This window comes from Maribacter sp. Asnod1-A12 (genome assembly GCF_045063735.1).
Lineage (GTDB): Bacteria > Bacteroidota > Bacteroidia > Flavobacteriales > Flavobacteriaceae > Maribacter.
The window spans coordinates 944,959-967,024 of the sequence record NZ_JBEFNZ010000006.1 but is presented as its reverse complement, the minus strand read 5'-3'; the positions used below and the strand labels follow the sequence as shown (position 1 = coordinate 967,024).

15 protein-coding genes are annotated in these 22,066 nt (G+C 35.3%); 10 read left to right on the top strand and 5 right to left on the bottom strand.

Annotation, left to right across the window (positions count from 1 at the left end; genetic code table 11):
• Positions 1-11: 11 nt before the first annotated feature.
• The 3 genes from ACJJVP_RS03975 to ACJJVP_RS03965 form a co-directional block, all read right to left on the bottom strand.
• Positions 12-884, bottom strand: coding sequence for a hypothetical protein (locus ACJJVP_RS03975; protein WP_405410940.1), 873 nt, complete (start codon positions 882-884; stop codon positions 12-14).
• A gap of 137 nt (positions 885-1,021) precedes the next feature.
• Positions 1,022-1,657 carry a response regulator gene (locus ACJJVP_RS03970; protein WP_405410939.1) on the bottom strand — a complete coding sequence of 212 codons (636 nt, stop codon included), beginning with the start codon at positions 1,655-1,657 and terminating at the stop codon, positions 1,022-1,024.
• Positions 1,647-3,647, bottom strand: a complete 2,001-nt coding sequence (locus ACJJVP_RS03965) for an ATP-binding protein (RefSeq protein ID WP_405410937.1) — start codon at positions 3,645-3,647, stop codon at positions 1,647-1,649. The genes ACJJVP_RS03970 and ACJJVP_RS03965 overlap by 11 nt, the downstream gene beginning before the upstream one ends.
• 182 nt (positions 3,648-3,829) lie before the next feature.
• On the opposite strand from ACJJVP_RS03965, the gene ACJJVP_RS03960 reads away from it, so the two are divergent.
• From ACJJVP_RS03960 to ACJJVP_RS03945, 4 genes are read left to right on the top strand one after another with little or no spacing between them, the layout of a single operon-like run.
• The gene (locus ACJJVP_RS03960) at positions 3,830-4,252 is read left to right on the top strand and encodes a hypothetical protein (RefSeq protein ID WP_405410936.1); all 423 of its coding nucleotides are present in this window, start codon (positions 3,830-3,832) and stop codon (positions 4,250-4,252) included.
• Positions 4,253-4,258: 6 nt separating this feature from the next.
• Positions 4,259-8,197 carry a M4 family metallopeptidase gene (locus ACJJVP_RS03955; protein ID WP_405410934.1) on the top strand — a complete coding sequence of 1,313 codons (3,939 nt, stop codon included), beginning with the start codon at positions 4,259-4,261 and terminating at the stop codon, positions 8,195-8,197.
• Complete coding sequence (locus ACJJVP_RS03950; protein WP_405410932.1) at positions 8,194-8,904, top strand: hypothetical protein; 711 nt, start codon at positions 8,194-8,196, stop codon at positions 8,902-8,904. The genes ACJJVP_RS03955 and ACJJVP_RS03950 overlap by 4 nt, the downstream gene beginning before the upstream one ends.
• 9 nt (positions 8,905-8,913) lie before the next feature.
• Positions 8,914-10,191, top strand: coding sequence for a PQQ-binding-like beta-propeller repeat protein (locus ACJJVP_RS03945; protein ID WP_405410930.1), 1,278 nt, complete (start codon positions 8,914-8,916; stop codon positions 10,189-10,191).
• 67 nt (positions 10,192-10,258) lie between these two features.
• Here the strand turns inward: ACJJVP_RS03945 and ACJJVP_RS03940 are convergent, their stop codons facing one another.
• Positions 10,259-10,936: an outer membrane beta-barrel protein gene (locus ACJJVP_RS03940; protein ID WP_405410928.1), complete on the bottom strand. Its 678-nt coding sequence runs from the start codon at positions 10,934-10,936 to the stop codon at positions 10,259-10,261.
• A gap of 175 nt (positions 10,937-11,111) precedes the next feature.
• On the opposite strand from ACJJVP_RS03940, the gene dinB reads away from it, so the two are divergent.
• Both dinB and ACJJVP_RS03930 read left to right on the top strand, forming a co-directional pair.
• Positions 11,112-12,326 carry a DNA polymerase IV gene (dinB, locus tag ACJJVP_RS03935; RefSeq protein WP_405410926.1) on the top strand — a complete coding sequence of 405 codons (1,215 nt, stop codon included), beginning with the start codon at positions 11,112-11,114 and terminating at the stop codon, positions 12,324-12,326.
• Positions 12,327-12,737: 411 nt separating this feature from the next.
• Positions 12,738-15,767 carry a DNA polymerase III subunit alpha gene (locus ACJJVP_RS03930; protein WP_405410923.1) on the top strand — a complete coding sequence of 1,010 codons (3,030 nt, stop codon included), beginning with the start codon at positions 12,738-12,740 and terminating at the stop codon, positions 15,765-15,767.
• 144 nt (positions 15,768-15,911) lie between these two features.
• Here the strand turns inward: ACJJVP_RS03930 and ACJJVP_RS03925 are convergent, their stop codons facing one another.
• Complete coding sequence (locus ACJJVP_RS03925; RefSeq protein WP_405410920.1) at positions 15,912-16,049, bottom strand: hypothetical protein; 138 nt, start codon at positions 16,047-16,049, stop codon at positions 15,912-15,914.
• A gap of 239 nt (positions 16,050-16,288) precedes the next feature.
• On the opposite strand from ACJJVP_RS03925, the gene ACJJVP_RS03920 reads away from it, so the two are divergent.
• The 4 genes from ACJJVP_RS03920 (at position 16,289) to ACJJVP_RS03905 (ending at position 22,065) form a co-directional block, all read left to right on the top strand.
• Positions 16,289-16,795, top strand: a complete 507-nt coding sequence (locus tag ACJJVP_RS03920) for a UpxY family transcription antiterminator (RefSeq protein WP_405410919.1) — start codon at positions 16,289-16,291, stop codon at positions 16,793-16,795.
• A 626-nt stretch (positions 16,796-17,421) separates the two neighbouring features.
• Positions 17,422-18,774 carry an exopolysaccharide biosynthesis polyprenyl glycosylphosphotransferase gene (locus ACJJVP_RS03915; RefSeq protein WP_405410918.1) on the top strand — a complete coding sequence of 451 codons (1,353 nt, stop codon included), beginning with the start codon at positions 17,422-17,424 and terminating at the stop codon, positions 18,772-18,774.
• Positions 18,775-18,913: 139 nt separating this feature from the next.
• The gene (locus tag ACJJVP_RS03910) at positions 18,914-19,630 is read left to right on the top strand and encodes a polysaccharide biosynthesis/export family protein (RefSeq protein ID WP_405410915.1); all 717 of its coding nucleotides are present in this window, start codon (positions 18,914-18,916) and stop codon (positions 19,628-19,630) included.
• A gap of 83 nt (positions 19,631-19,713) precedes the next feature.
• Positions 19,714-22,065, top strand: coding sequence for a GumC family protein (locus tag ACJJVP_RS03905; protein WP_405410913.1), 2,352 nt, complete (start codon positions 19,714-19,716; stop codon positions 22,063-22,065).
• The last annotated feature ends 1 nt before the right edge of the window (position 22,066 follow it).

Below are 22,066 nucleotides of genomic sequence, written 5' to 3'. Positions count from 1 at the left end.
GCAGTGTTTTGCTATTTTACACTGATTAAAACGGCCTCACAACTTTGTAAATCAGAATTTAAAACAATGTTTTCTGATGTTTTACCGTCAGATATTTCTACCGAAACTGTATTTGGAGGTGAATCTCCTAAATTATGGGCATATAGGAATAAGTCGTTAGATTTTTTAGGGTCTAATTTTATTTTGAATTCTTTTTTCCAATACGTTAAATAGTACTTTTTAACTACCTGAACACCGTTAAGGTAGATAGAAACTATGTCACCATCTTGTCTGCCATGATCCCAAATTTTCACAATGATATTCTCAGATTCAAACTCGAACTCTTTGGTGTAAGAGATTTTTCGACCGTCAAAACTATCTCTTACTTCTGTTTTGTTTTCAGTTTCGGTAACTATAGTTTTCTGGGCTTCGGTTTGTTCTTTATTTTTAGACTTTGACTTTACTTTCTTTTTTTTAGGAATAATGGTTGTATTTGCCAATTGCTGCTTTTTCTTTCTTTCGTCAGATGCTGCATTTACTATTGAAAAAAACGGGGTTACCTTTTTTGCAATATTAAACTTGTCATCTGGAAATAGTTCTATTGCAACGACTTGATATCTATTGCCCGACCCAATATTTTTAGCTAATTCAATCTCTTCTTCAAGCCCGTCATTTTTAAATGAACCCAATTCTTGTACGACCATTTCGTCTCGAACAAGAAAAAACCGAATAGATTTACTGGTATCTATTTTAATAGTATTCCAATGCAACGCTACCTTGTCTGGAATATTCCATACGGTGCTTTCATTAGGGAAAGCTATGTTAATTGTAGAAATATCTTGCCCGTGGCTAAAAGATGATAACAGCAAAAAGGTAACTATAAATAAAAAAAGAATTTTACGCATATATAATAACTTATCTCAAAGATAGTATTAAACCAGAAAGTTGATTAATACCTTAGAAATCTACAAGATATATGCTGTTTAACGAAAAGTTATATCAATTTAATATAAAAGCACATGACTTTTTTAAGTTATAAATTTTAAATCAATTTCTTTTCAACGGCAACTTTTATTAGAGATGCGGCATTTGATACTTCTAATTTTTGCATTAAGTTTCTTCTATGGGTTTCAACCGTTAGCGGACTAATAAATAGTTCTTCCGCAATGGTATTGGTGGTTTTGCCATCGGCGATAAGTGTAAGAATATGTTTTTCTCTACGTGTTAGTTTAGGGGTGTCTTTGGTGTCTTGCGATACAGAGTCTGCTAGAATTTTTTGTATTTCGCTACCAAAATAAAACCTGCCTTTATTTACTTGAGTAATGGCTTCTACTAGTTCGTTGCTAGTGGCATTTTTTAATAAATATCCTTTTACACCATTACGTATCATTTGATTGATGATACTGGGTTCAGAATAAGTGCTTAATCCTAAAATTCCAATATTGGCTCTTTTATTAAGTATCATGCCCACCATTTCAACACCGTTAATATCAGGTAGGTTTACATCTAATAGTATAATATCACAAGTTTCCTTTTCTAAGTAGTCTAGCGTGTCTTTGCCGTTGGTAAAATAATTTTTGATATGAATTGTAGGTTCACCTGCCAAAAGTGTTTTTAATCCCTCTATAACCATTGGGTGGTCATCTACAATAACTACATTGATTGGTTTAAGCTGCATCTATGTTTATATGTACGTTAACGGTTGTGCCTTCATTTATTTCTGAGCTAAAATCTAAATTACCTTTAAGGTAAGCAACTCTGGTTTTTAAGTTAGAGAGACCCATGCCCGATGATGGTGTGTTATCGGTCAAATCTTTATTAAAACCTACGCCATTATCTTCTACGGTAATATCTACTTTATTGCCCTCTCGTATATATTGCACCAATACTTCAGAAGCATTGGCATGCTTAATGGCATTGTTGATCAATTCTTGTATTACTCGGTACATTGTTACTTGTTGGTTTATTTCAATGCCTTTTTCATTGCCATAAAATTGAAGCATTACTTTAGTTTCATTACCAGTCATGCTGCTACAGTAATCTTTTAAAGCAGCTTCAAGCCCGAATTTCACCAAGGTTTCGGGCATCATATTTCTGGCTATGGACCTTAGCTCGGTTAATGAATCTCCTAAATCTTTCATTACTTTTTGAAGTTCCTTTTTGGGGTATTCTTTGGGTTCGTCTTTATCTAACTTAGAAAGGTTTAGACTTATTCCTGATAACCTGCCGCCTAAACCATCATGAAGGTCGATTGCCAATCTCTTTCGTTCTTTTTCTTGTCCCTCTATCATTGCTGAAAAGATTTGATTTTGTTGCTCTTGTTTAAACAAATTCATTTCAGATTCGTGCAGGCGTTCTTTTTTTCTAGCCTTTCGTAACCTTTGGTTATAAATGTAATAGCCGCCAAAAAGTAAAAAAGCAAGAACAGAAGCTAAACCGATTAACATGTAGGTTTGAGATTTTTTCTTTTCATTGGTTATGGTCAAAGAAAGAATTTCTTTTTCTTTTTCAGCGGTATCATATTTAAATTCTAAATCTTTTATATTCTGCATCATTTCATGCGTATTTATACTATCATAAATGTCTATTGCAGCTATGTAATCAAAATATGCATTTTTGTAATTTTCTTGTATGGCCTCGTATTGTGATCTCTTATAAAGACCTTGAAAAACATTGGTTCTTTTTTTCTTTTCTTTGGCTGTATTGATAAATTCGGTCATGTAAGAAATGGCGGCCGGGTAATCATTACTCTTTTCGCTAACAATGGCATAGCGTTGCAAAAGAATATAGAAATCTTGGTGCATTTTGTTTTTAACAACAATCTCCCTAGCATTGTCTAACGATGATATTGCTTCGGTATAATTGCCTAAGCCTGTATTATAAAAACTTTCTTGAGTGTAGTACAATTGCCAATCTAGGGCGTTTGGATCTGTTTCTAGTAAATCTTTCGCCTCTTTTAGGTATGGTTTCATTTGGTTTACCGAATCTAATTGATATAATAATTGGGCAAACATGAGGTCGGTAAAAATGGTTCGTTTTTTAGAGGCTAAAGTTTTATTTATTTCAATACTTTTTACAAAGTTCTTATACGCATCTAGAGATTGCCCCATTCTCATATTCATAACACCCATATTGGTATATACTCTGGTTAAAAAATCTAAGTCATTTAGTTTTTTTGCCACAGGTATTACCATGTAGGTCATTTCAATCTCTTTTTCTAAATCACCTTTGTAGCTGTAGTTTATGGCTTTAAAATAATTGCCTTTTAGCCATAATTTTAAATTGGCTCTAGAAGAATCTTGCTTTACTAAATTTTCAATAATATGCAAACCTTCGTCAAGATATTCATCGCCTTTTTCAAGTTCAAAATAATCCATATACGCACCGCCAATAGAGAAAAGTGCAGCAGCTTCTCCTTTTTTGTACTTTATTTTTCGACTTAACGATAATGCTTCAAAAGCAGTTTTAAATGTCTCTACAGAATCTGTTTTACTTAATACTATTGATAGCTCTGAAAGTAAATTTACTTTGGCAGTATCTGTTTTTACCGATTTAAGTTCATTGCGTAGGCTATCGATTTCTTTTGTGTTGTCAATTTGAGAAACCAAACAATGAGGTATAATCAGAACTAGTAATAATATGTTAAAATGAAATGTGTTTGTTTTCATAGAGAAATGTTATTAGCCCCAATATACATCTCTTTACAATAGTATAAATACTTCAAAATCAATATACCAGAAAACCAGTAGATAAAAATACGGTTTAGAGGGTATTTCCTAAAACAATAAGCGAGCCTAACTTGTGCCTATCAAATGATAGCCAACCAACCTAATAATTTTAAGAGCACAGAATGAAGTTAAAAATAACCTTGACTATTTTATTATGTATGCTGTTGTTTTCATGTAAATCACAACAATTCACTGTAGATAACTTACCAGAAAAACGCTTAGTTTTTGGTAAAGGTGGTGGTATGACCGGAGTAATAGATACCTATATTCTTTTAGAGAACGGTCAGTTGTTCCATACCAATTCTATCACTAAAAAATCAGAAGAGCTCAATTCTATTTCTGAAAGTAAAACCGAAGAGCTTTTTGATCACTTAGATATGCTACAGCTAGTTAATGTTGATTTTAATCACCCTGGTAATGTCTATTATTTTATTGAAGATGTAAATGAAGAGTTCACTACAAAAATCGTTTGGGGAAGTTTTGAGTATGGTATAGCACCCAAGTATAAAGCTTTATATGAAAACTTAATAAAACAAATAAAATAAGTAACCATGAAAAGAACACTAAGCTACTTAATTGTTTTAAGTTTCCTTTCCACTACCATAGTTATGGCTCAGGATTCTTTTGATGACAAACGACATGATAATCAAGGGGCTACATCTAAATCTGTTCAGCCCAAACCTTTTAATCTAGATCCTTTAAAACAAAATACCCAAAGAACATCGGTATTAACGGGTAATAGAAATTTTCAAATGCCTTCAGTTTTCAATAGAATAAAGGCTGATGCAAAGTTTATACATACTACTATTAAAAGACAAAATAGTGCTTCTTCTATTTTTATAAAGAGTGTATCTACCGATGAAGCTAAACAAAACATGTCTAGAACATCTAATGAGGCTACAGCAAGAACATATCTTTCTGAAATTGCACCATTATTGAATATCAAAGATGCTACAAATGAGTTTCGGTTAAAAGCCGAAACAACCGATGATTTAGGTCAATCTCATCTTAGAATGGAACAGGTGTATAAAGGGGTAAGGGTGTACGGGGCAGAGGTTATTGTGCATATTGGTGCCAATAAAAATGAACTGGCAATTAACGGTTCGCCGTTTTCTAGTCCGGCCAATACTGATATTACGGCTAAAGTATCATTTGATAATGCGATTATGCGTATAGAATCAGATTTGAAAACCAAGCTGACCAAGTCGACTATTTCAAATAACGGATTCATTACCATTCCGCAACCGGAAGCCGAACTTATTTTTTATCCTACAGAAGAAAATTTGGTTTTAACACATCACATTACTGTACACCCTAATATAAAAGATCGTTGGGAGTATTTTTTAGATGCCAATACGGGCGAGATACTTCATAAGTACTATCATACCTGTACTTTAATGCATGAGCTAAACTCTTTTGAGCCAAGTGAAAATGCACCTGTATCACCACCGTCCAGTGGATCTGGTCAAGATTTAAATGGTATAACAAGACAATTGAACACCTATAATACAGATGGTTTCGATTATATGATAGATGTTTCTAAACCAATGTACAACGCTTCTCAGTCTACAATGCCCGATAACCCGGTAGGTGGTATAATGACACTTGATCTACGAAATGCCATACGTGATGAAAACACGGTAATTTATCATGTGCAGAGTTCGAGTAGTACATGGAACAACCCTATAGCAGTTTCGGCACACTATAATGCTAGTGTTGCTTATGACTACTTTTTAAATACATTCAATAGAAATTCTATTAATGGGGAAGGCGGTACTGTTTTTTCATATGTAAATGTTGCCGATGATGATGGCGGTGGTTTAGATAATGCTTTTTGGAACGGTACATCTATGTTTTATGGTAATGGTAGAGATGCATTCGCTCCATTGGCAGGTAGTTTAGATGTAGGCGGCCATGAAATGTCTCATGGCGTTATCCAAAATACTGCGGGGTTGGTATATGAATATCAATCTGGAGCCATAAACGAATCTTTTGCTGATATTTTTGGTACGATGATCGATCGTGATAATTGGCAACTGGGCGAAGATATCGTAAATACAGAATACTTTGCCTCTGGTGCTATGCGCGATATGTCTAACCCTAATAATGGCGGTAGTGAACTTAGTGATCGAGGTTGGCAACCTAAAGATATGACCGAGTATTATACGGGATCAGGCGATAATGGCGGGGTACATATTAATAGTGGTATACCCAATAGGGCATATTATTTAATAGCTACGGCAATAGGAAAAGATAAGGCAGAGCAGGTATATTATAGAACGTTGGCAACATATCTTACGGCAAACTCGCAATTTATTGATCTTAGATTAGGGGTAATACAAGCTGCGACCGATTTACATGGTGCCAATTCGCAAGAAGTACAAACGGTTATTGATGCTTTTGATACTGTGGGGATAGTAGATGGTACTGCCACCGATACCGAGAATGAAATACCTACGGCAACTGGGTCAGAATATATTTTGAGTGTAGATATTAGAGATGAAGACCCTAATACACTTTATATTTCAGATACTAACGGTGAAAATTATGTGCCATTGACCACTACTAAGCTTTCTCGCAAACCTAGTGTAGCAGATGATGGTAGTCTTGCTATTTATGTTACAGAAGATCATACCATAAATGCGGTGGTCTTAGATCAAAATAATATAGAAGAATTTGTAATTTCTGAAGAAACAATATGGGCTGCTGTGTCTCTATCGAAAGATGGTTCAAGGCTTGCAGCGGTTAGAAATGATGTTGACGGAGTAATTTTTATTTCAGATTTGGTAACATCAGAAGCGATGGTTTATGAGTTGTATAACCCTACTAGTGCAGACGGAGTTACCACAGGAGAAGTTTTATATGCCGATGCTTTAGAGTGGGATTATTCTGGACAATATTTAATTTACGATGCTTTAAATGAATTGAATAATGCCAATGGGTCTTCTATAGATTATTGGGACGTTGCATCGCTTCGTGTATGGAACAATCAGACCAATACTTTTGGCGATGGTAATATTCAAAAAATATTTACCAATCTGCCCGAAGGATTAAGCATCGGTAATCCTTCATTTGCTAAAACATCGGGTAATATTCTGGCATTTGATCTATTTGATGAAACAGATGATTCTTATGAGGTTATTACGGCAAATATTGAAACAGGTGAAGTAAAAACGGTTTATATCAATAATAAATTAGGATTTCCTAACTACTCGAAAAATGATGATAAGTTGTTATTTGACACCTTTAATGATGGCGATGAAGATATAGCGATAATCAACTTGGCAGCAGATAAATTATCTCCAAATGGGGCGGCAAGTGCCATTATACCTAACGGAATTTGGGGTATTTGGTATACCGAGGGTTCGCGTGAAACGGCTAGTAGTGAAAAAGATATTACAGATTTTAGGTTTACTGTTACCAATCCGGCATCGGTCGGGGCTGTCAATGGAACCAATATTTCTATTTCGGTGCCATCTAATATTAATACTCAGAATTTAATAGCCACATTTACCCATTCTCAAAAATCTCAAGTCTATATAGGCGATGTGCTACAGCAAAGTGGTGTTAATGCCAACGATTTTTCGAATCCGATAAATTATACGGTTATAGGTGAAGATGGTAGTAGTAAAGTATATACCGTTACATTGAACGGTAGTAGTACTACAGACCCTAACGATGATGATGGTGACGGTGTGCCAAATGATTTGGATCAATGCCCTAATACGCCATTCAATACTTCTGTGGATACAAGTGGGTGTGAGATTTTCTCATTGCCTGCAGATAATTTTAGGGTGCTTGCTAAAGGAGAATCTTGTATAGGTAGCAGTAATGGTAGTATCACTGTGACTGCTAGTATGAGTGCGAATTACACAGCGACACTAAGCGGTAATGGAACAGATATAGCGGTAAATTTCACTAATGAAATTGCATTTAACGATTTAGTCGGCGGTGCATATACTATCTGTATTTCGATACAAGGTCAAACTGGTTATGAGAATTGTTTTGATGTGGTCGTTGCAGAACCAGATAGCTTATCGGTTTCTTCTAAAACCGATCTTACTTCTAAATCGGCAACTTTTAACTTATCCGGTGGATCTTTTTATACCATTAAAATAAACGAAGAAGTTTTTACAACTTCAGAGGCTGAAATAACAATTCCGTTACAGGTTGACGTTAACAATATAACTATAAAAACAGATGCTGATTGTCAAGGGGTCTATGAAGAAGTTATCGAATTGTCGGCAAAGACCATCATCTATCCTAATCCTGTTAGTACGGGTGAAATTACAGTACAGTTAAGTGCTCCGTCCGATCAGGTAATGACGATGCAGTTGAACACTTTCGATGGTAGTACTATACTATTGAAAATGATAGCACCTGGTACTACCATGGTTGTTTTAGATGCAGATATGCTTCAAAGCGGAATCTATTTGTTATCCATTATGAATGAGGATAGAATTGAAACTTATAAAATTATAAAGCAATGAAAAGCGTATTAAAAATAATAATGGGAGTAGTGGGTCTAATCACACTTACGTCTTGCCCTGGTAGTAAAGACGACTCTGGTAATGACAACCCAAATGAAGGTGGTGACCTTGGTAGTGTTACCTTGGTTTTTCCAGAAAATAATTCTGAATGTACAGAAGGCGATTCATTGAATGATACCGAAAGTACAATAACCTTTATGTGGGAAGAAGGTGTCAATGTAGATAACTATGAGGTTACGGTTCGTAATCTCAATACTAACAATATAAACACCGTTAACGCGAGTACCAATGAGAAGGCCATCAGTCTTACGAAAAATACCCCTTACGAGTGGTATGTAGTTTCTAAGGCTGCTGGTTCTGATCAAGCTCCAAGTAGCGCTAAATGGCAATTTTATAATGCGGGTACGGGTGTGGAAAATTATGCTCCTTTTCCGGCTACAGCAGTAAGTCCTACAAGAGGGCAAACAGTTAGTACAGCTGGTACTATTACTTTAGAGTGGAATGCCAATGATGTGGATAATGATATTGTAGATTATGAGGTGTTGTTTAGCACATCTAACAATCCTACAGAAAATATTGCAAATACATCGCAGAATACAACAACTGCGACTATTAGCTCTGGGCAAACCTATTTCTGGCGTGTCATTACTAAAGATGAAGCAGGTAATTCATCTAAATCAGATGTGTTCGATTTTAAAGTGCAATAAATACGAGAGATGAAGAATTATATAAAATCTAGCAGCTTTTTTATTTTATGTTTTCTAAGCATTTTTATAATAGGTTGTACAAAAGATGCTGAGGTAGCATTGAATGAAGACGGAGAAGTCATTAATCCAGAACAAGGAAATAAAATTGTTTCTGGTGACCCTGTTATGAATAGTTTTATTATGACTACTTGGGATGAAAGTATCGTTAAATTAGATGCTACTACTGGAGAAGAGGAAATTGTGTATACGCTTCCAGATTATATTTATCCTGAAAGTTTGCCAGATTATAGTAACGGGGTGCTTTATATAGCTTCAGATGATAATTCGGTCAATGCCGTTGATGTAAATACGAATAGTTTTTTATGGGATACGCCCATGTTAGAATATCATAATGCTTCGGGTATTTCCAATACCAATTGTGAAGGTGGTATTTGTTATACTTCTGGTGGTTACGGGGTAGTTGTAGCGTTGTTTGAAGGTTCTGGAGATATAAAATGGCATTATTCTACAGATTTAAATGGGGAGTTGGATGATGTCTTAAATGAGGCTACGACACCAATTGTTTATCAAGATAAAGTGTACATTTTTAGTGAAGAAGATTTTTTGGAGTATTACCCTGCGTACATGCATGTGCTCGATAAAGAAACTGGTGCTTTGCTTAGTAAAGTAGAACTGCCTAATGATATTTCTTCTGTGCCGGTTATAGAGAATAATATGTTATACCTGCCAGCGAAGAACATGTACGCTATAGATTTGAGTACGTTACAGGTGCGTTGGTCTTTTGAAGCCGAGGGTGTTAGTGCGCCCCAAGTAACTGAAGATAAAGTATTGTTTGGTGGGATACCTGCAGATGATACTATTCACTCGGCACTGTATTGTTTAGATAAAGAAACAGGTGCTTTTATATGGGGAAAAGAAACTGGTTTTGATACGTTATGGTCGCCAACCGTCGTAGAAAATGTTGTCTTTGGTGTTCATGAAAAAGGAACTTCTTTTATCGCTACTAACGGTAGACCTTTTGCATTACGACTATCTGATGGGGAGGAGCTCTGGTATAGAGATAGTGTTTCTTGTGATACTACCCCGGTATACGCTAATGGTATGCTTTACTTTCATGGGCATAATATTAACGCTAGTTCTGATAGTGACGAAGATGTAGGTTTAATTGCTATGGACGCTAATACAGGTGATGTTATTTGGCTCAACAATATTTTTGGAAATGATCGTGCATATACACCTATTGTAATAGCACAGAACGGAGTCTTTGGTCCGGGATATTTTAGGTAAAATTTAATAGGGTGTTTGTTCGAAACCCTGTCACCGTTAGTTGGGTGGCAGGGTTTTTAAATTGCCATTAAAAATAATAAGCGACCCCAAATAATAGGCCAGATGTATTTAGGTTGAGGTTAAAATTGTTGTTTTTTGAATAATTTCCTGCATCGTATTTAAGTTCTGAAAAAGAGTATCCTAAAGAACCATAGTTAACTTCCATTGCTAATTTTTTATTTAAGAAATAGGTAATGCCTGGGCGTATTCCAATAAATATAGTGTTTATGTTATAGTCATTTTGGTCATTTTGATTATTCAGTTTATTGGAATTCCAAGATTTAAAATAATTTGCCTCGCCTTGTAAATAGAGAGAAAGTTGTTTCCCTATACCTTTATAAGCTCTTACGTAAGGGGCTATTCCTAAACCGTGTTGAGTTGATTTTGAAGAATTACTAGTAATGTCATCACTTATGGTGCCTTCAGAAGTATAATTTCTGTACTGTAAACCTAACCCCAAACTTATATTGTCTTTAAAGGCATAGCCAAAAGACGGTGTTATTAAAATTGAGCTACTTGATGTTTCTCTGGTATCACCAAAAAAAAGAGATGTTGGATAACTATAATCCGTACTATTCGAAAAATTTATGGAGGTCTTACCAGTAATGTTCCAAGTCCCTTTTTCGATAATTTGTTTTTCTTCGGTTTCTTGTGCGGCACAAAAAGTGGTAACGCAGATGGCGGTAATCAGTAAAATTGTTTTCATAGAAAGTATGTTTTATGTTCACTTAGGCACTATCAATTGATATGCCATTATTGATGTAAATTCTTACATTAACCATTGCATAACATTAAATTAATTTTGATGTTAAATATTGGAAATAATCCTAATAATTGGAAATAATCCATAATTTAGCTATCCCGAATTTTAAAGGATAGTTATGAGCAAAACCATTTTACATATAGATTTAGATACATTTTATGTATCCGTAGAACGATTAAACAATCGTGAATTACAGCATAAGCCATTATTAGTGGGCGGTACGGGAGATCGCGGAGTAGTAGCTGCGTGCAGTTATGAAACCCGCGGATTTGGAGTGCATTCTGGTATGCCCATGAAAATGGCGCGTGAACTGTGCCCTGATGCTGTTGTAATTCGTGGTAATGCGGGTGACTACAGTAAGCATTCAGATATAGTAACCGAAATCATAAAAGAGTATGTTCCTGTTTTCGAAAAATCGAGTATCGATGAGTTCTATGCAGACCTCACCGGTATGGATCGTTTTTTTGGTTGTTACCAGTATGCATCAGAAATGCGTAAGAAGATTATCAATGAAACCGGACTCCCAATTTCTTTCGGATTATCAGCTAATAAAGTAGTTTCTAAAGTAGCGACGAACGAGGCGAAACCAAACAATCAATTAAAGATAGATGAGGGATTGGAAAAACCTTTTTTAGCACCGCTATCCATCAAAAAAATACCAATGGTGGGCGATAAAACTTATCAGACTTTACGGAACCTTGGTTTGCGACAAGTACGAACCGTACAAGAAATGCCCATGGAGGTAATGCAAAGGGTGTTGGGTGCTAATGGCGGAGTAATATGGAAGCGTGCTAATGGAATTGATAATACGCCTGTAATTCCGTTCTGTGAGCGAAAATCTATTTCTACAGAACGAACTTTTAACAAAGACACTATTGATGTAAACAGACTACGAGGTATTCTCATTGCTATGACCGAAAACTTGGCGTACCAATTACGAAGGGGCGAAAAACTGACCGCTTGTATTTCGGTAAAGATTCGGTATTCCGATTTTAATACTTATTCAAAGCAAATGCGCATACCGTATAGTAGTGCCGACCATATTCTAATACCTAAAATTTTAGATCTATTCAAGACCTTATATAACCGTAGGTTATTAGTTCGGTTAATTGGTATACGTTTCAGTCATTTAGTGTCCGGTAATTATCAGATTAATCTGTTTGATGATACCGAAGAAATTCTAAGTCTTTATAACGCTATGGACAATATCAGAAAACGCTACGGAGACAAAAGTGTATTGCGGGCATCGGGTATGGGAGCAAAAACAATAGGCAGAATGCATAACCCTTTTAACGGATTGCCACCTGTGGTTTTGGCGCATAGGAAAATCTAGTTGTTGGTTGTTCGTTCGTTGTTCGTTGATGGTTGTTGGTTGTCGGTTGTTGGTTTTTTGCGCCACACGCTAAGCGCAAGTACGTCTTCACGAGGAGGATCGACGAAGTGATCTGCTAAATTGGGGTGATAATGATTATCCCTAGTACCCATTTTCGGCAGATTGCTTCGGTGAAAATACCTCGCAAAGACGACACCCGTTCACTGAGCGTAGCCGAAGTGAAGTATTGTTTAAGAAAGGAGAGAAAAGAAGAAGAGCATTGCGCAGCACGCTTAGCGCCTCACGCAAAAAAAAAGCACACTGCGCGTAGCGTCAAGCGAACAGCGCAAACACGAACAACCGACAACCAACAACCGTCAACCAAAAAGCAAAGCGCAAAAAACGAACAACCAACAACGAACAACGAAAAAAGTGTACCTAAACTGCCACACATACTACAGCCTTCGCTACGGGACTTTCTCGGAGATTGAGCTTTTGCAATTGGCAAAAAAGCATGGTATTACACAATTGGTATTGACCGATATAAATAATACATCGGCTTGTTTAAACTTTGTTCGTAAAGCACCCGAATATGATGTGCGACCTATTTTGGGTATCGATTTCAGAAACGGAGTGGAACCATGCTTTGTTGGTGTAGCAAAGAATAACGAAGGGTTTTTAGAGCTCAATGATTTTTTGTCGCATCACATTCATAACGAAAAGAAGATTCCAGAAATCGCTCCGCAGTTTCAAGATGTGTTTGTTATTTATCCCTTTGAGAAAGTATTGGAGAGTGAAAAGAAAGTCTTTGCAGCACATGAGTTTATAGGGGTTTCCGTTAATGAGTTAAAACGACTTCGTTTTTCAAGGTTATTAGAACAACGAGATAAAATTGTATTGCTACAACCAGTCACGTTTAGAAACAAGCGCGATTTTAATGCACACCGATTACTTCGTGCCATTGATAAAAATACTTTGCTGAGTATGTTGTCGGTTACCGAGCAGGCTCGCGATGATGAACACATGTATGCGATACCTAATTTGGCGGCGCATTTTTCTGAACACAGCTTTATTTTAGAGAATACTCAACAGTTGATGGATGCCTGTACTATAGATTTCGATTTTACCGAAGGGCGAGAAACACAGAACTTAAGTACCTATTTGGGCAGTAAGGCAGAAGATGAGGTATTTTTAGAACAATTGTGCCAAGAGGGATTGCCCAAGCGTTATTCAGAAATTGACCAGACTGTTTTGGACCGTTTAGCGAAAGAGCTGTACCTCATTAAAAAGATGGGTTTTGTGTCTTATTTTCTCATCAATTGGGATATCATCACTCATGCTCGAAAACAGAATTTCTTTTACGTGGGTAGGGGTAGCGGAGCCAATAGTATAGTGGCGTACTTGCTTTTTATTACCGATGTAGATCCTATGGAGCTAGATCTGTATTTTGAGCGTTTTATTAATCTGTATCGTGTAAATCCGCCCGATTTCGATATTGATTTCTCGCATCGCGACAGACCGGTTATGACGGAGTATATTTTTAACCGATTTGGGAATGTGGCGCTCTTGGGGACCTATGTTACTTTTCAATCTAGGGGAGTAATCAGAGAGCTGGGTAAGGTATTTGGGCTACCAAAAGATGAAATAGATCTATTATGTAATGGTAATGTTGAGGCAAGTAGATTAGATAATATATCGGCTTTGGTTTTGAAATACACACAGCTGCTACATGGCATGCCCAATTACTTGAGTATTCATGCAGGCGGAATTCTAATTACCGAGAAACCTATTCACTGGTTTTCGGCGACCAATATGCCACCAAAGGGATTCCCGACTACGCAGTTTGATATGATTATTGCCGAAGATGTCGGTATTTTTAAATTCGATATTCTTGCTCAACGCGGACTCTCAAAAATAAAGGAGACACTTGATATTTTAGAACGCGACCGACCAGAAGAATTTGCCAAGTTCGATATTCATGATATTAAGGCATTTAAGAGAGATCCTAAAATCAATAATTTGGTGAAAACAGCACAGTGTATGGGTTGTTTTTATGTGGAATCTCCCGCCATGCGGATGTTATTGAAGAAGCTTGAAGTAGATACCTATTTGGGTTTGGTAGCGGCAAGTTCTATAATTCGCCCGGGAGTATCTAAAAGCGGAATGATGCGTGAATACATTCTTCGCCATCGTAATAAGGGCAGGGCAGAGGAATTGGCGCACCCGGTGATGTTAGAAATTATGCCAGAGACGTACGGAGTTATGGTCTACCAAGAAGATGTGATAAAAGTAGCACACCATTTTGCAGATTTAGACTTGGGTGAAGCTGATGTATTACGACGCGGAATGAGCGGTAAGTTTCGTTCGCGAGAGGAGTTTCAAAAAGTGCAAGATAAATTTATGGACAACTGCCGTAGAAAAGGATATGCAGAGAAGCTCATTCAAGAGATTTGGGATCAAGTTGCAAGTTTTGCAGGCTATGCTTTTGCTAAAGGGCATTCGGCATCATATGCGGTAGAAAGTTATCAGAGTTTGTTTTTGCGTGCCTACTATCCGTTAGAATTTATGGTGGCGGTGCTCAATAATGGTGGTGGATTTTATAAACCCGAATTCTACGTACACGAAGCCCGTATGTTAGGGGCAACAATTCATCCACCTTGCGTAAATAGAAGTAATGCGGATAATCGTATTTACGTTAAGGATCTGTATTTAGGATTAGGCTATTTACGGGAATTGGAACAACGGGTAATGGAGCGTATTTTAAAAGAACGCTTTGTAAAAGGTGATTTTATATCGTTGGAAGATTTTTTGGATAGATTGATTATTTCCATAGAACAAGTCAGTATTCTAATACGAATTGATGCTTTCAGGTTTACGGAAACCAATAAACATGAACTGCTATGGAAAGCACATTTGTTTTTGAACAAGACCAAAAAGATAGACCACCCGAAATTATTTGCACCACGGCACCAACATTTTGAGATTCCGTCATTATATAGTACCAATTTAGAAGTCGCTTTTACGCAGTTAGAGTTGTTAGGGTTCAGTTTATGCAGTCCGTTTGAGCTTTTGGTAGAAACACCATTAAATAGTTCGGGCAGTAAAGATTTGGAACGTTACCTGAATAAGAATATTGATATCTATGGATATTTGATAACGGTAAAGCGAACCAGAACACATAAAGGTAAAGCTATGTTCTTTGCTACGTTATTAGATCAACAAGGGCAAGTTTTTGATACCGTGCTGTTTCCGCCCGTTGCTAAAAAATATATGTTTCTAGGAAGAGGCATTTATAGGTTCTATGGAAAGGTGGTCAGTGAATTCGGTTTCTTGAGTATAGAGGTCATTAAAATGCAAAAGCAAGACTTTATACAAGACCCTAGATATGCCGATATGAAAACCAGCATTAAGGTTTTTGATCAAAAGAAAATTGGAGAAGAGAAAATAGAAGTTAGAGAATAGAGGAAGCGCAGTTCGCTATTCGCAATATGCCACTCGTAAAGCGCAAAAATAATCATCGAGTGAATCGTTCAGGACGAGGCGAAAAGCACCCAGCGCAAAAACCAACAATTAACACTTGTGCTGAGCCTAGCCGAAGTAACCAATTTAGAAAGCCTCTAATACATAACCGAATATCCAATAAAGAAGGATAAATACAAAAAAGGTTCCAATACAACCGCATTTTCCACCGCCTATTTTCTTAGCTCCATACCAAGCGCCAATAATTTGAATTAGTTTTTTCATGAGAGCAATTTACGGGTTTTTGTGGTTGCTTTTGGTTTAAAAGTTAGCTCAAAAGGTCGTGGTATATGGATTTGAAATCTTTTTTAGATGTTGGGTCAACCTATATCATAAAATAAATGGCAAGATATTTCATGACTTATATTTTAATAGTATAATTTTATGTGTAATATATACATGTAAACTTCGTTATCATCACATAAACTAAGTTTATTAAAACATTAAAGGCGCCCCCATCATAGATGCACGAAAATAATAAAATCCTTGTTGATTCATTGAAATGGTTTGTTCTAGTGATTAAGCGTAATCACGAAAAGCAGGTGGCGAAGATTCTAGAAAATCATGGGTTTGAAATCTATTGTCCTTTAAAGAAAGAAATTAGGCAATGGAGTGATCGTAAAAAAACAGTTGAAGTTCCAATTTTTCAAAACTATATATTCGTTAGAATAAAAGAGTCTAATAGAGATACTGTATTTCTAACTTCTCATATTAAAAAATATCTGTATTGGTTAGGTAAACCTGCTATTGTACGCGATGTTGAAATCGAAGTAATTCGTAGATGGATGACTGATGATTCGGTCTGCAACGTAACAGCTTCGCATTTACAAAAAGGAAAACTTATTAAAATAGAAAAAGGAGCTTTTAAAGATAAAGAAGCTACCATACAAGAAGTTCGAAAAAACGAATTAAAACTTGTTTTAAATGGTTTAGGTATTGTGTTACTAGCTAAAATTAGAGATGTAGCTTAACTAAGGTGCTTCTGTCGACTGTTTATTCGCGTATTTTATTAGAATAGGATTTCGAATCACTAATTAAACCGCCTTTTTTAATTGATAGAGTTCATAATTGACCACTTTTTGTGCAATTGGTCTTAATTACGCATCTTATCTTTTTTATTTCTTTCAAATTACTTTTATTTGCCCTACCATAACTATTAATTTGCTTAAAACGAAGTATTTGTAAGTTTTTTCTATCAAAAAACTTAGTAAAGGCAAAAAAATAAACACTAATCTAATCTAAACAATGCACTATCTTAAAAGTGTGAAAATTATGATGTGGATTTAACGGCGGAGCCGTTGAACTACCTGAAATAAAAGTCATAATTATCTAAGACTAATTGAGTTTTTTTGTAAAAGTCAACGGTCATTTTCTAAATAATTTAGCGGCTTTTAAAATTCGATGATGTTTCACATAGTAAGCATTAATCGTGCTTTGCACTATAAGAAAATAACAAATCTTTTTAAAAGGTTAACTTATCATGTAAATGATTTTCTTCGTCGAATATAATTGTAACTATGATTAAATTTTACAAATATTGCCAAGAATAATTTTGTTATTATTCCATATCTATATTAAAGTTTTCCCTTATCAATAAATGAAATATCGAAATTCAGATTTTATAATACCTGTATCTATAATACTGCACTTATGTATTATAAATGGAGTGTTATTCATTTTAACTCCAGAAACATATTTTAATGCATTTAATATAGCGTATTACAGCATTAGTTGGCTACTGGTTACTTTTTTCTTGAACTACTATACCACAGAAAGAAAAGAGCTTTTTTTTACAAGGTTCCACAAAATCATACAAGTTCTTTTCGTTTATTTTCTTTCCTATTTTGCCTTGTTTGCAATTAAAGATGAAAGAATACCTTCCGTTCACTATCAATATTTAGTTTATGGTATTTTATCTCTAGCGTTGTTTTGGTATAGGGTTGTATTTTTTTGGGTAAGAGGTAAGTTTAGGGTTGTCGGCGGTAACAATGTTAAAGTTGTCGTTCTGGGGCGTGATCGTAATTTGAAAAAAATTAGAAAGGTTTTTGATAACCCTACTTTTGGGTATCATTACATGGGTTATTTCTCCGATAGACCATCCAAAAGCCCTACATATTTAGGTGAGGTTGTTAATTCATTTGGTTATATCTTAGATTATGATGTTGATATCATTTACTGTGTGGCTTCTAATTTCAATGAGTCTGAACTAAAGAATTTTGTTGATTTTGCAGATAATAATTTGATTCGTTTTAAGGTGATATTAGATGATATGGATGTTTTTAACCGTGCAATGTCTATTGAAACCTATAATACCACACCGGTACTTAATTTACGCAATGTACCTTTAGATACCGAATATGGTCGTATTATTAAGCGTGCATTTGATATCGCTTTTTCTGGTATGGTCATATTATGCATACTCTCGTGGTTAACACCTATTTTATATATTTTAATAAAATTAGATTCCCCTGGTGATTTTTATTTTAAACAATTACGGCATGGGTATAAAAGAAAAACTTTTTGGTGTTATAAATATCGTTCTATGACAGTAAATATGGAGTCTGATTCGCAGATGGCTAAAAAGGGTGATATGCGTGTTACGCGTATTGGTAAATTTATTCGTAAAACCAGTATAGATGAATTACCGCAATTTATAAATGTATTTAAAGGAGATATGAGTATCGTTGGTCCCAGACCACACATGGTAGTGCATACCAGTGATTTTGAAAAATCTGTAGATAAGTACTTGGTACGACACTTTGTAAAGCCAGGTATAACTGGTTTGGCCCAAATAAAGGGATATAGAGGCGAAATTGTTAAGCCTTCAGATATTATGAACCGTACGCGTTTAGATATTTTCTATGTAGAAAGATGGTCTATGGGCTTAGATTTGCAAATTATATTTTATACAGTTTATAATATATTTAAAGGAGAAGAAAAGGCATATTAGTATTTTTGCCTTAATACGATATCGATGTAATTAAAATGATATGAAAAAGATAAAAAATATGTTCTTGAATTTTACCAATCTACAATTCAGAAATTTTGTTGGGGTGCTATTTATACTAATGTTTGTTTCATGCGGCAATATGAAAAAGTCAACATATTTTTATGAAGCTCCAGATTCTATATATAATTCTTCGGTCCATGAAAATTTAGAAGATACATTACGAGAGAACGATTTGTTAAGTATTTCGGTAAGCAGTGTAAATAAAGAAGCGGCCGCTATGTTCAATACTTCTAACCAAGTAGGGGCGAATACGGCAATGGTAAGTGGTGTTTTAGGGCAAGCTTCTGGGTATTTGGTTGATAGACACGGCAATATTCGTTTTCCTATATTAGGTGAAATTGAGGTCATTGGTAAAACAAAGCAAGAACTTAGAGACCATATAACTACTATGTTAACAGATAAGAAATTGTTGTTAGAACCTATTGTAGATGTGCGTGTACTTAATTTTAGGGTTTCGGTACTTGGTGAAGTATTAAGACCTAACTCTTTTATAGTACCGAGTGAAAAAATATCGGTTTTAGAAGCTTTGAGTTTAGCCGGTGATATTACCATTTACGGTAATAAAGAGCGGGTTTCGTTAATTCGTGAAGTGGGTGATAATAAAATATTACAACATCTGGACCTTACCTCTAGTGAAATTTTAAGTTCACCTTATTTTTATTTAAAATCTAATGATGTTATATACGTAGAGCCAAGACCTTCAAAAGTGGCAGAATCAAGTGTAGTACGACCATGGATCCCGGTAGTGCTAAGTGCAATTTCTTTAGCGGTAATAACTATAGTAAATTTTAATTAAAATTTTTCATTACTAAGTTACGGCATTTTTTAATGGGATCTGCTCTTGCGATAAGTATTGAAAAAATAGTTTAAAACAATATTATGTCTGAATTTCAAATGGCAAATAATAGGCAGCAAAACCTATTTCATATCATTCTCCAAAAATTTTTACCATTTTGGCCTCTATTTGTGGTCTTGGGTTTTGTCGGGCTGGTAATCGCTCAATTTTATATATGGAATACAGTACCAAAGTTTGAGAGTTCTGGTGCTTTAATTGTCAATGATGAAAAGAAAGGTGTAGATCAATCGCAATTGATGGAATCTTTTAATGTCTTTGAGTCAAAGAAAATTGTAGAAAATGAAATAGAGGTTATTAAATCAAAAGATGTTGTTGAAGATGTGGTCAACACTTTAGGTTTATATGCAAATATATTTACCAATGGTTTTTTTAACGAACATGTATATTATAAAGATGCTCCAGTTAAAATAGTTTTAATGGATCCATCAGATGTACCCGTTGATTCTGATATTGATGATGTTGAGTTTTCTGTAGACTTTGAAAAAGGCATGGTGTATATGGATGGCGAAGGTACACCGTTCGATACTTGGGTAAGTAATCCTTTTGGTGGTAGTGTACTAAAATTTCTTCCTAATGGTTATGAAAAGTATGATAATGACAAAGTGTTTAGATTTCAAATCATTCCGCCAAGGCTGAAGGTGAATCAAATAGTAAGTAATTTATATGTTGGTGCGGCTAGTAAATCTGCTACTGTTGTTAAAATTCTTTACACTGATGCTATACCGGAGAGGGGAAATGAAATTGTAGATCAACTTATAGAATCGTATAAAAAAGCAACAGTAACCTCTCAAAATTCATTGGCTTCAAATACCCTTAATTTCATTGATGAAAGAATGGAGGTTGTGGGTAAAGATCTTCAGGAAGTTGAAAAGGACCTAGAAAAGTATCGATCTAAAGAAGGTGTCATTAATTTAGGAGAGCAAGGTAATTTATACCTTCAAAATGTGGGTGATTATGATCGTCAAATAGGTGAAATAGATCTTCAGCTTTCGGTTTTAAATAAGGTGGAGCGCTATGTAATATCAAAAAATAAAACTAGCGGTATTGTGCCTTCCACTTTAGGGGTGAACGATCCTATTCTAGGGCAGTTATTACAAAGATTATATGATGCGGAAATTGAATATGGAGAGTTAAGTAAGACTACAGCAGAAAATAATCCATTGTTGACCGTAGTAAGAAATAGAATAGAAAATATAAGACCTAGTATTCTCGAGAATGTTCGCAGTCAAAAGTCTAACTTACAGGCTAGTAAAAGTAGTTTGTCTACCAATAGCGGTAAATATAATGAAGCGCTTAATGTATTGCCCGAGCAAGAACGTATATTTTTAGAAATTAATAGGCGAAAGAAAAGTATTGAAGATTTATATGATTTTCTAGTACAAAAAAGGGAAGAAACTGCACTGTCTTATGCCCCAACCTTAGGTAATGTTAGGGTAATTGAAAAAGCTGAGGCTTCTATTAGACCAGTGTCACCTAAGAAGCCTTTTATATATCTCATTGGTATGTTGATGCCATTAGTTTTAGGGCTGGTATGGGTTGCAGGCAGGGAGCTTCTGAATACTAAAGTCTTATTTCGCTCAGATTTAGAATTGGATGCAGCAATACCTGTTTTGGGAGAGTTGGCCTTTGTAGATAAACCAAAAGAAAAATTATTGGTATCTCAACATAAAGATCTTTTTATTGTAGATCAGTTTAGACGTATTTTAACCGATATGCACATGTATGACGGTGGTGAAATGATACAAACCGTTATGATAACTTCTAGTATCGCTGGGGAAGGTAAAAGTTATGTTAGTTCTAATTTAGCCATGACTTTAGCATTATCTGGTAAAAAAACGGCACTTATAGACATGGATTTAAGAAAGGCTGGTGTTACCCAATTATTTCAATTAGAGAATGATATGGGTATGAGTCAAGTATTAAATAATGGGATGTCATTGAAGGTTGGTGTACAAAAAGCAGAAAATTTAACGGTGTTTCCAGCGGGTGCAAAAACATTAGATTCATCAAATCTATTGGTTAGTGATTATTGGAAAACATTTATAGCTGCTATAAAAAAAGAATATGATGCGGTAATTATAGATACACCGCCTACAACCTTAGTTTCAGATGCTACTATTTTAGCCCAATATGTAGATAAGACAGTTATTGTTATTCGACATGATCATACACCTAAATTTGTATTGCAACATATAGATGAAACTGTACTTAGAAAAGGTTTTGAAAAGAGCACTCTCATTTTTAATGGGGTTAAAATTAGGGGTGTGATTAAACAAGGGTATGGATATGGGTATGGTTATGACGATTCTGTAGAATTTCAAGAAAATTCATTTTTAGTTCGTTTTAAAAGAATAGTTCAAAACTTTTTTAACTAAT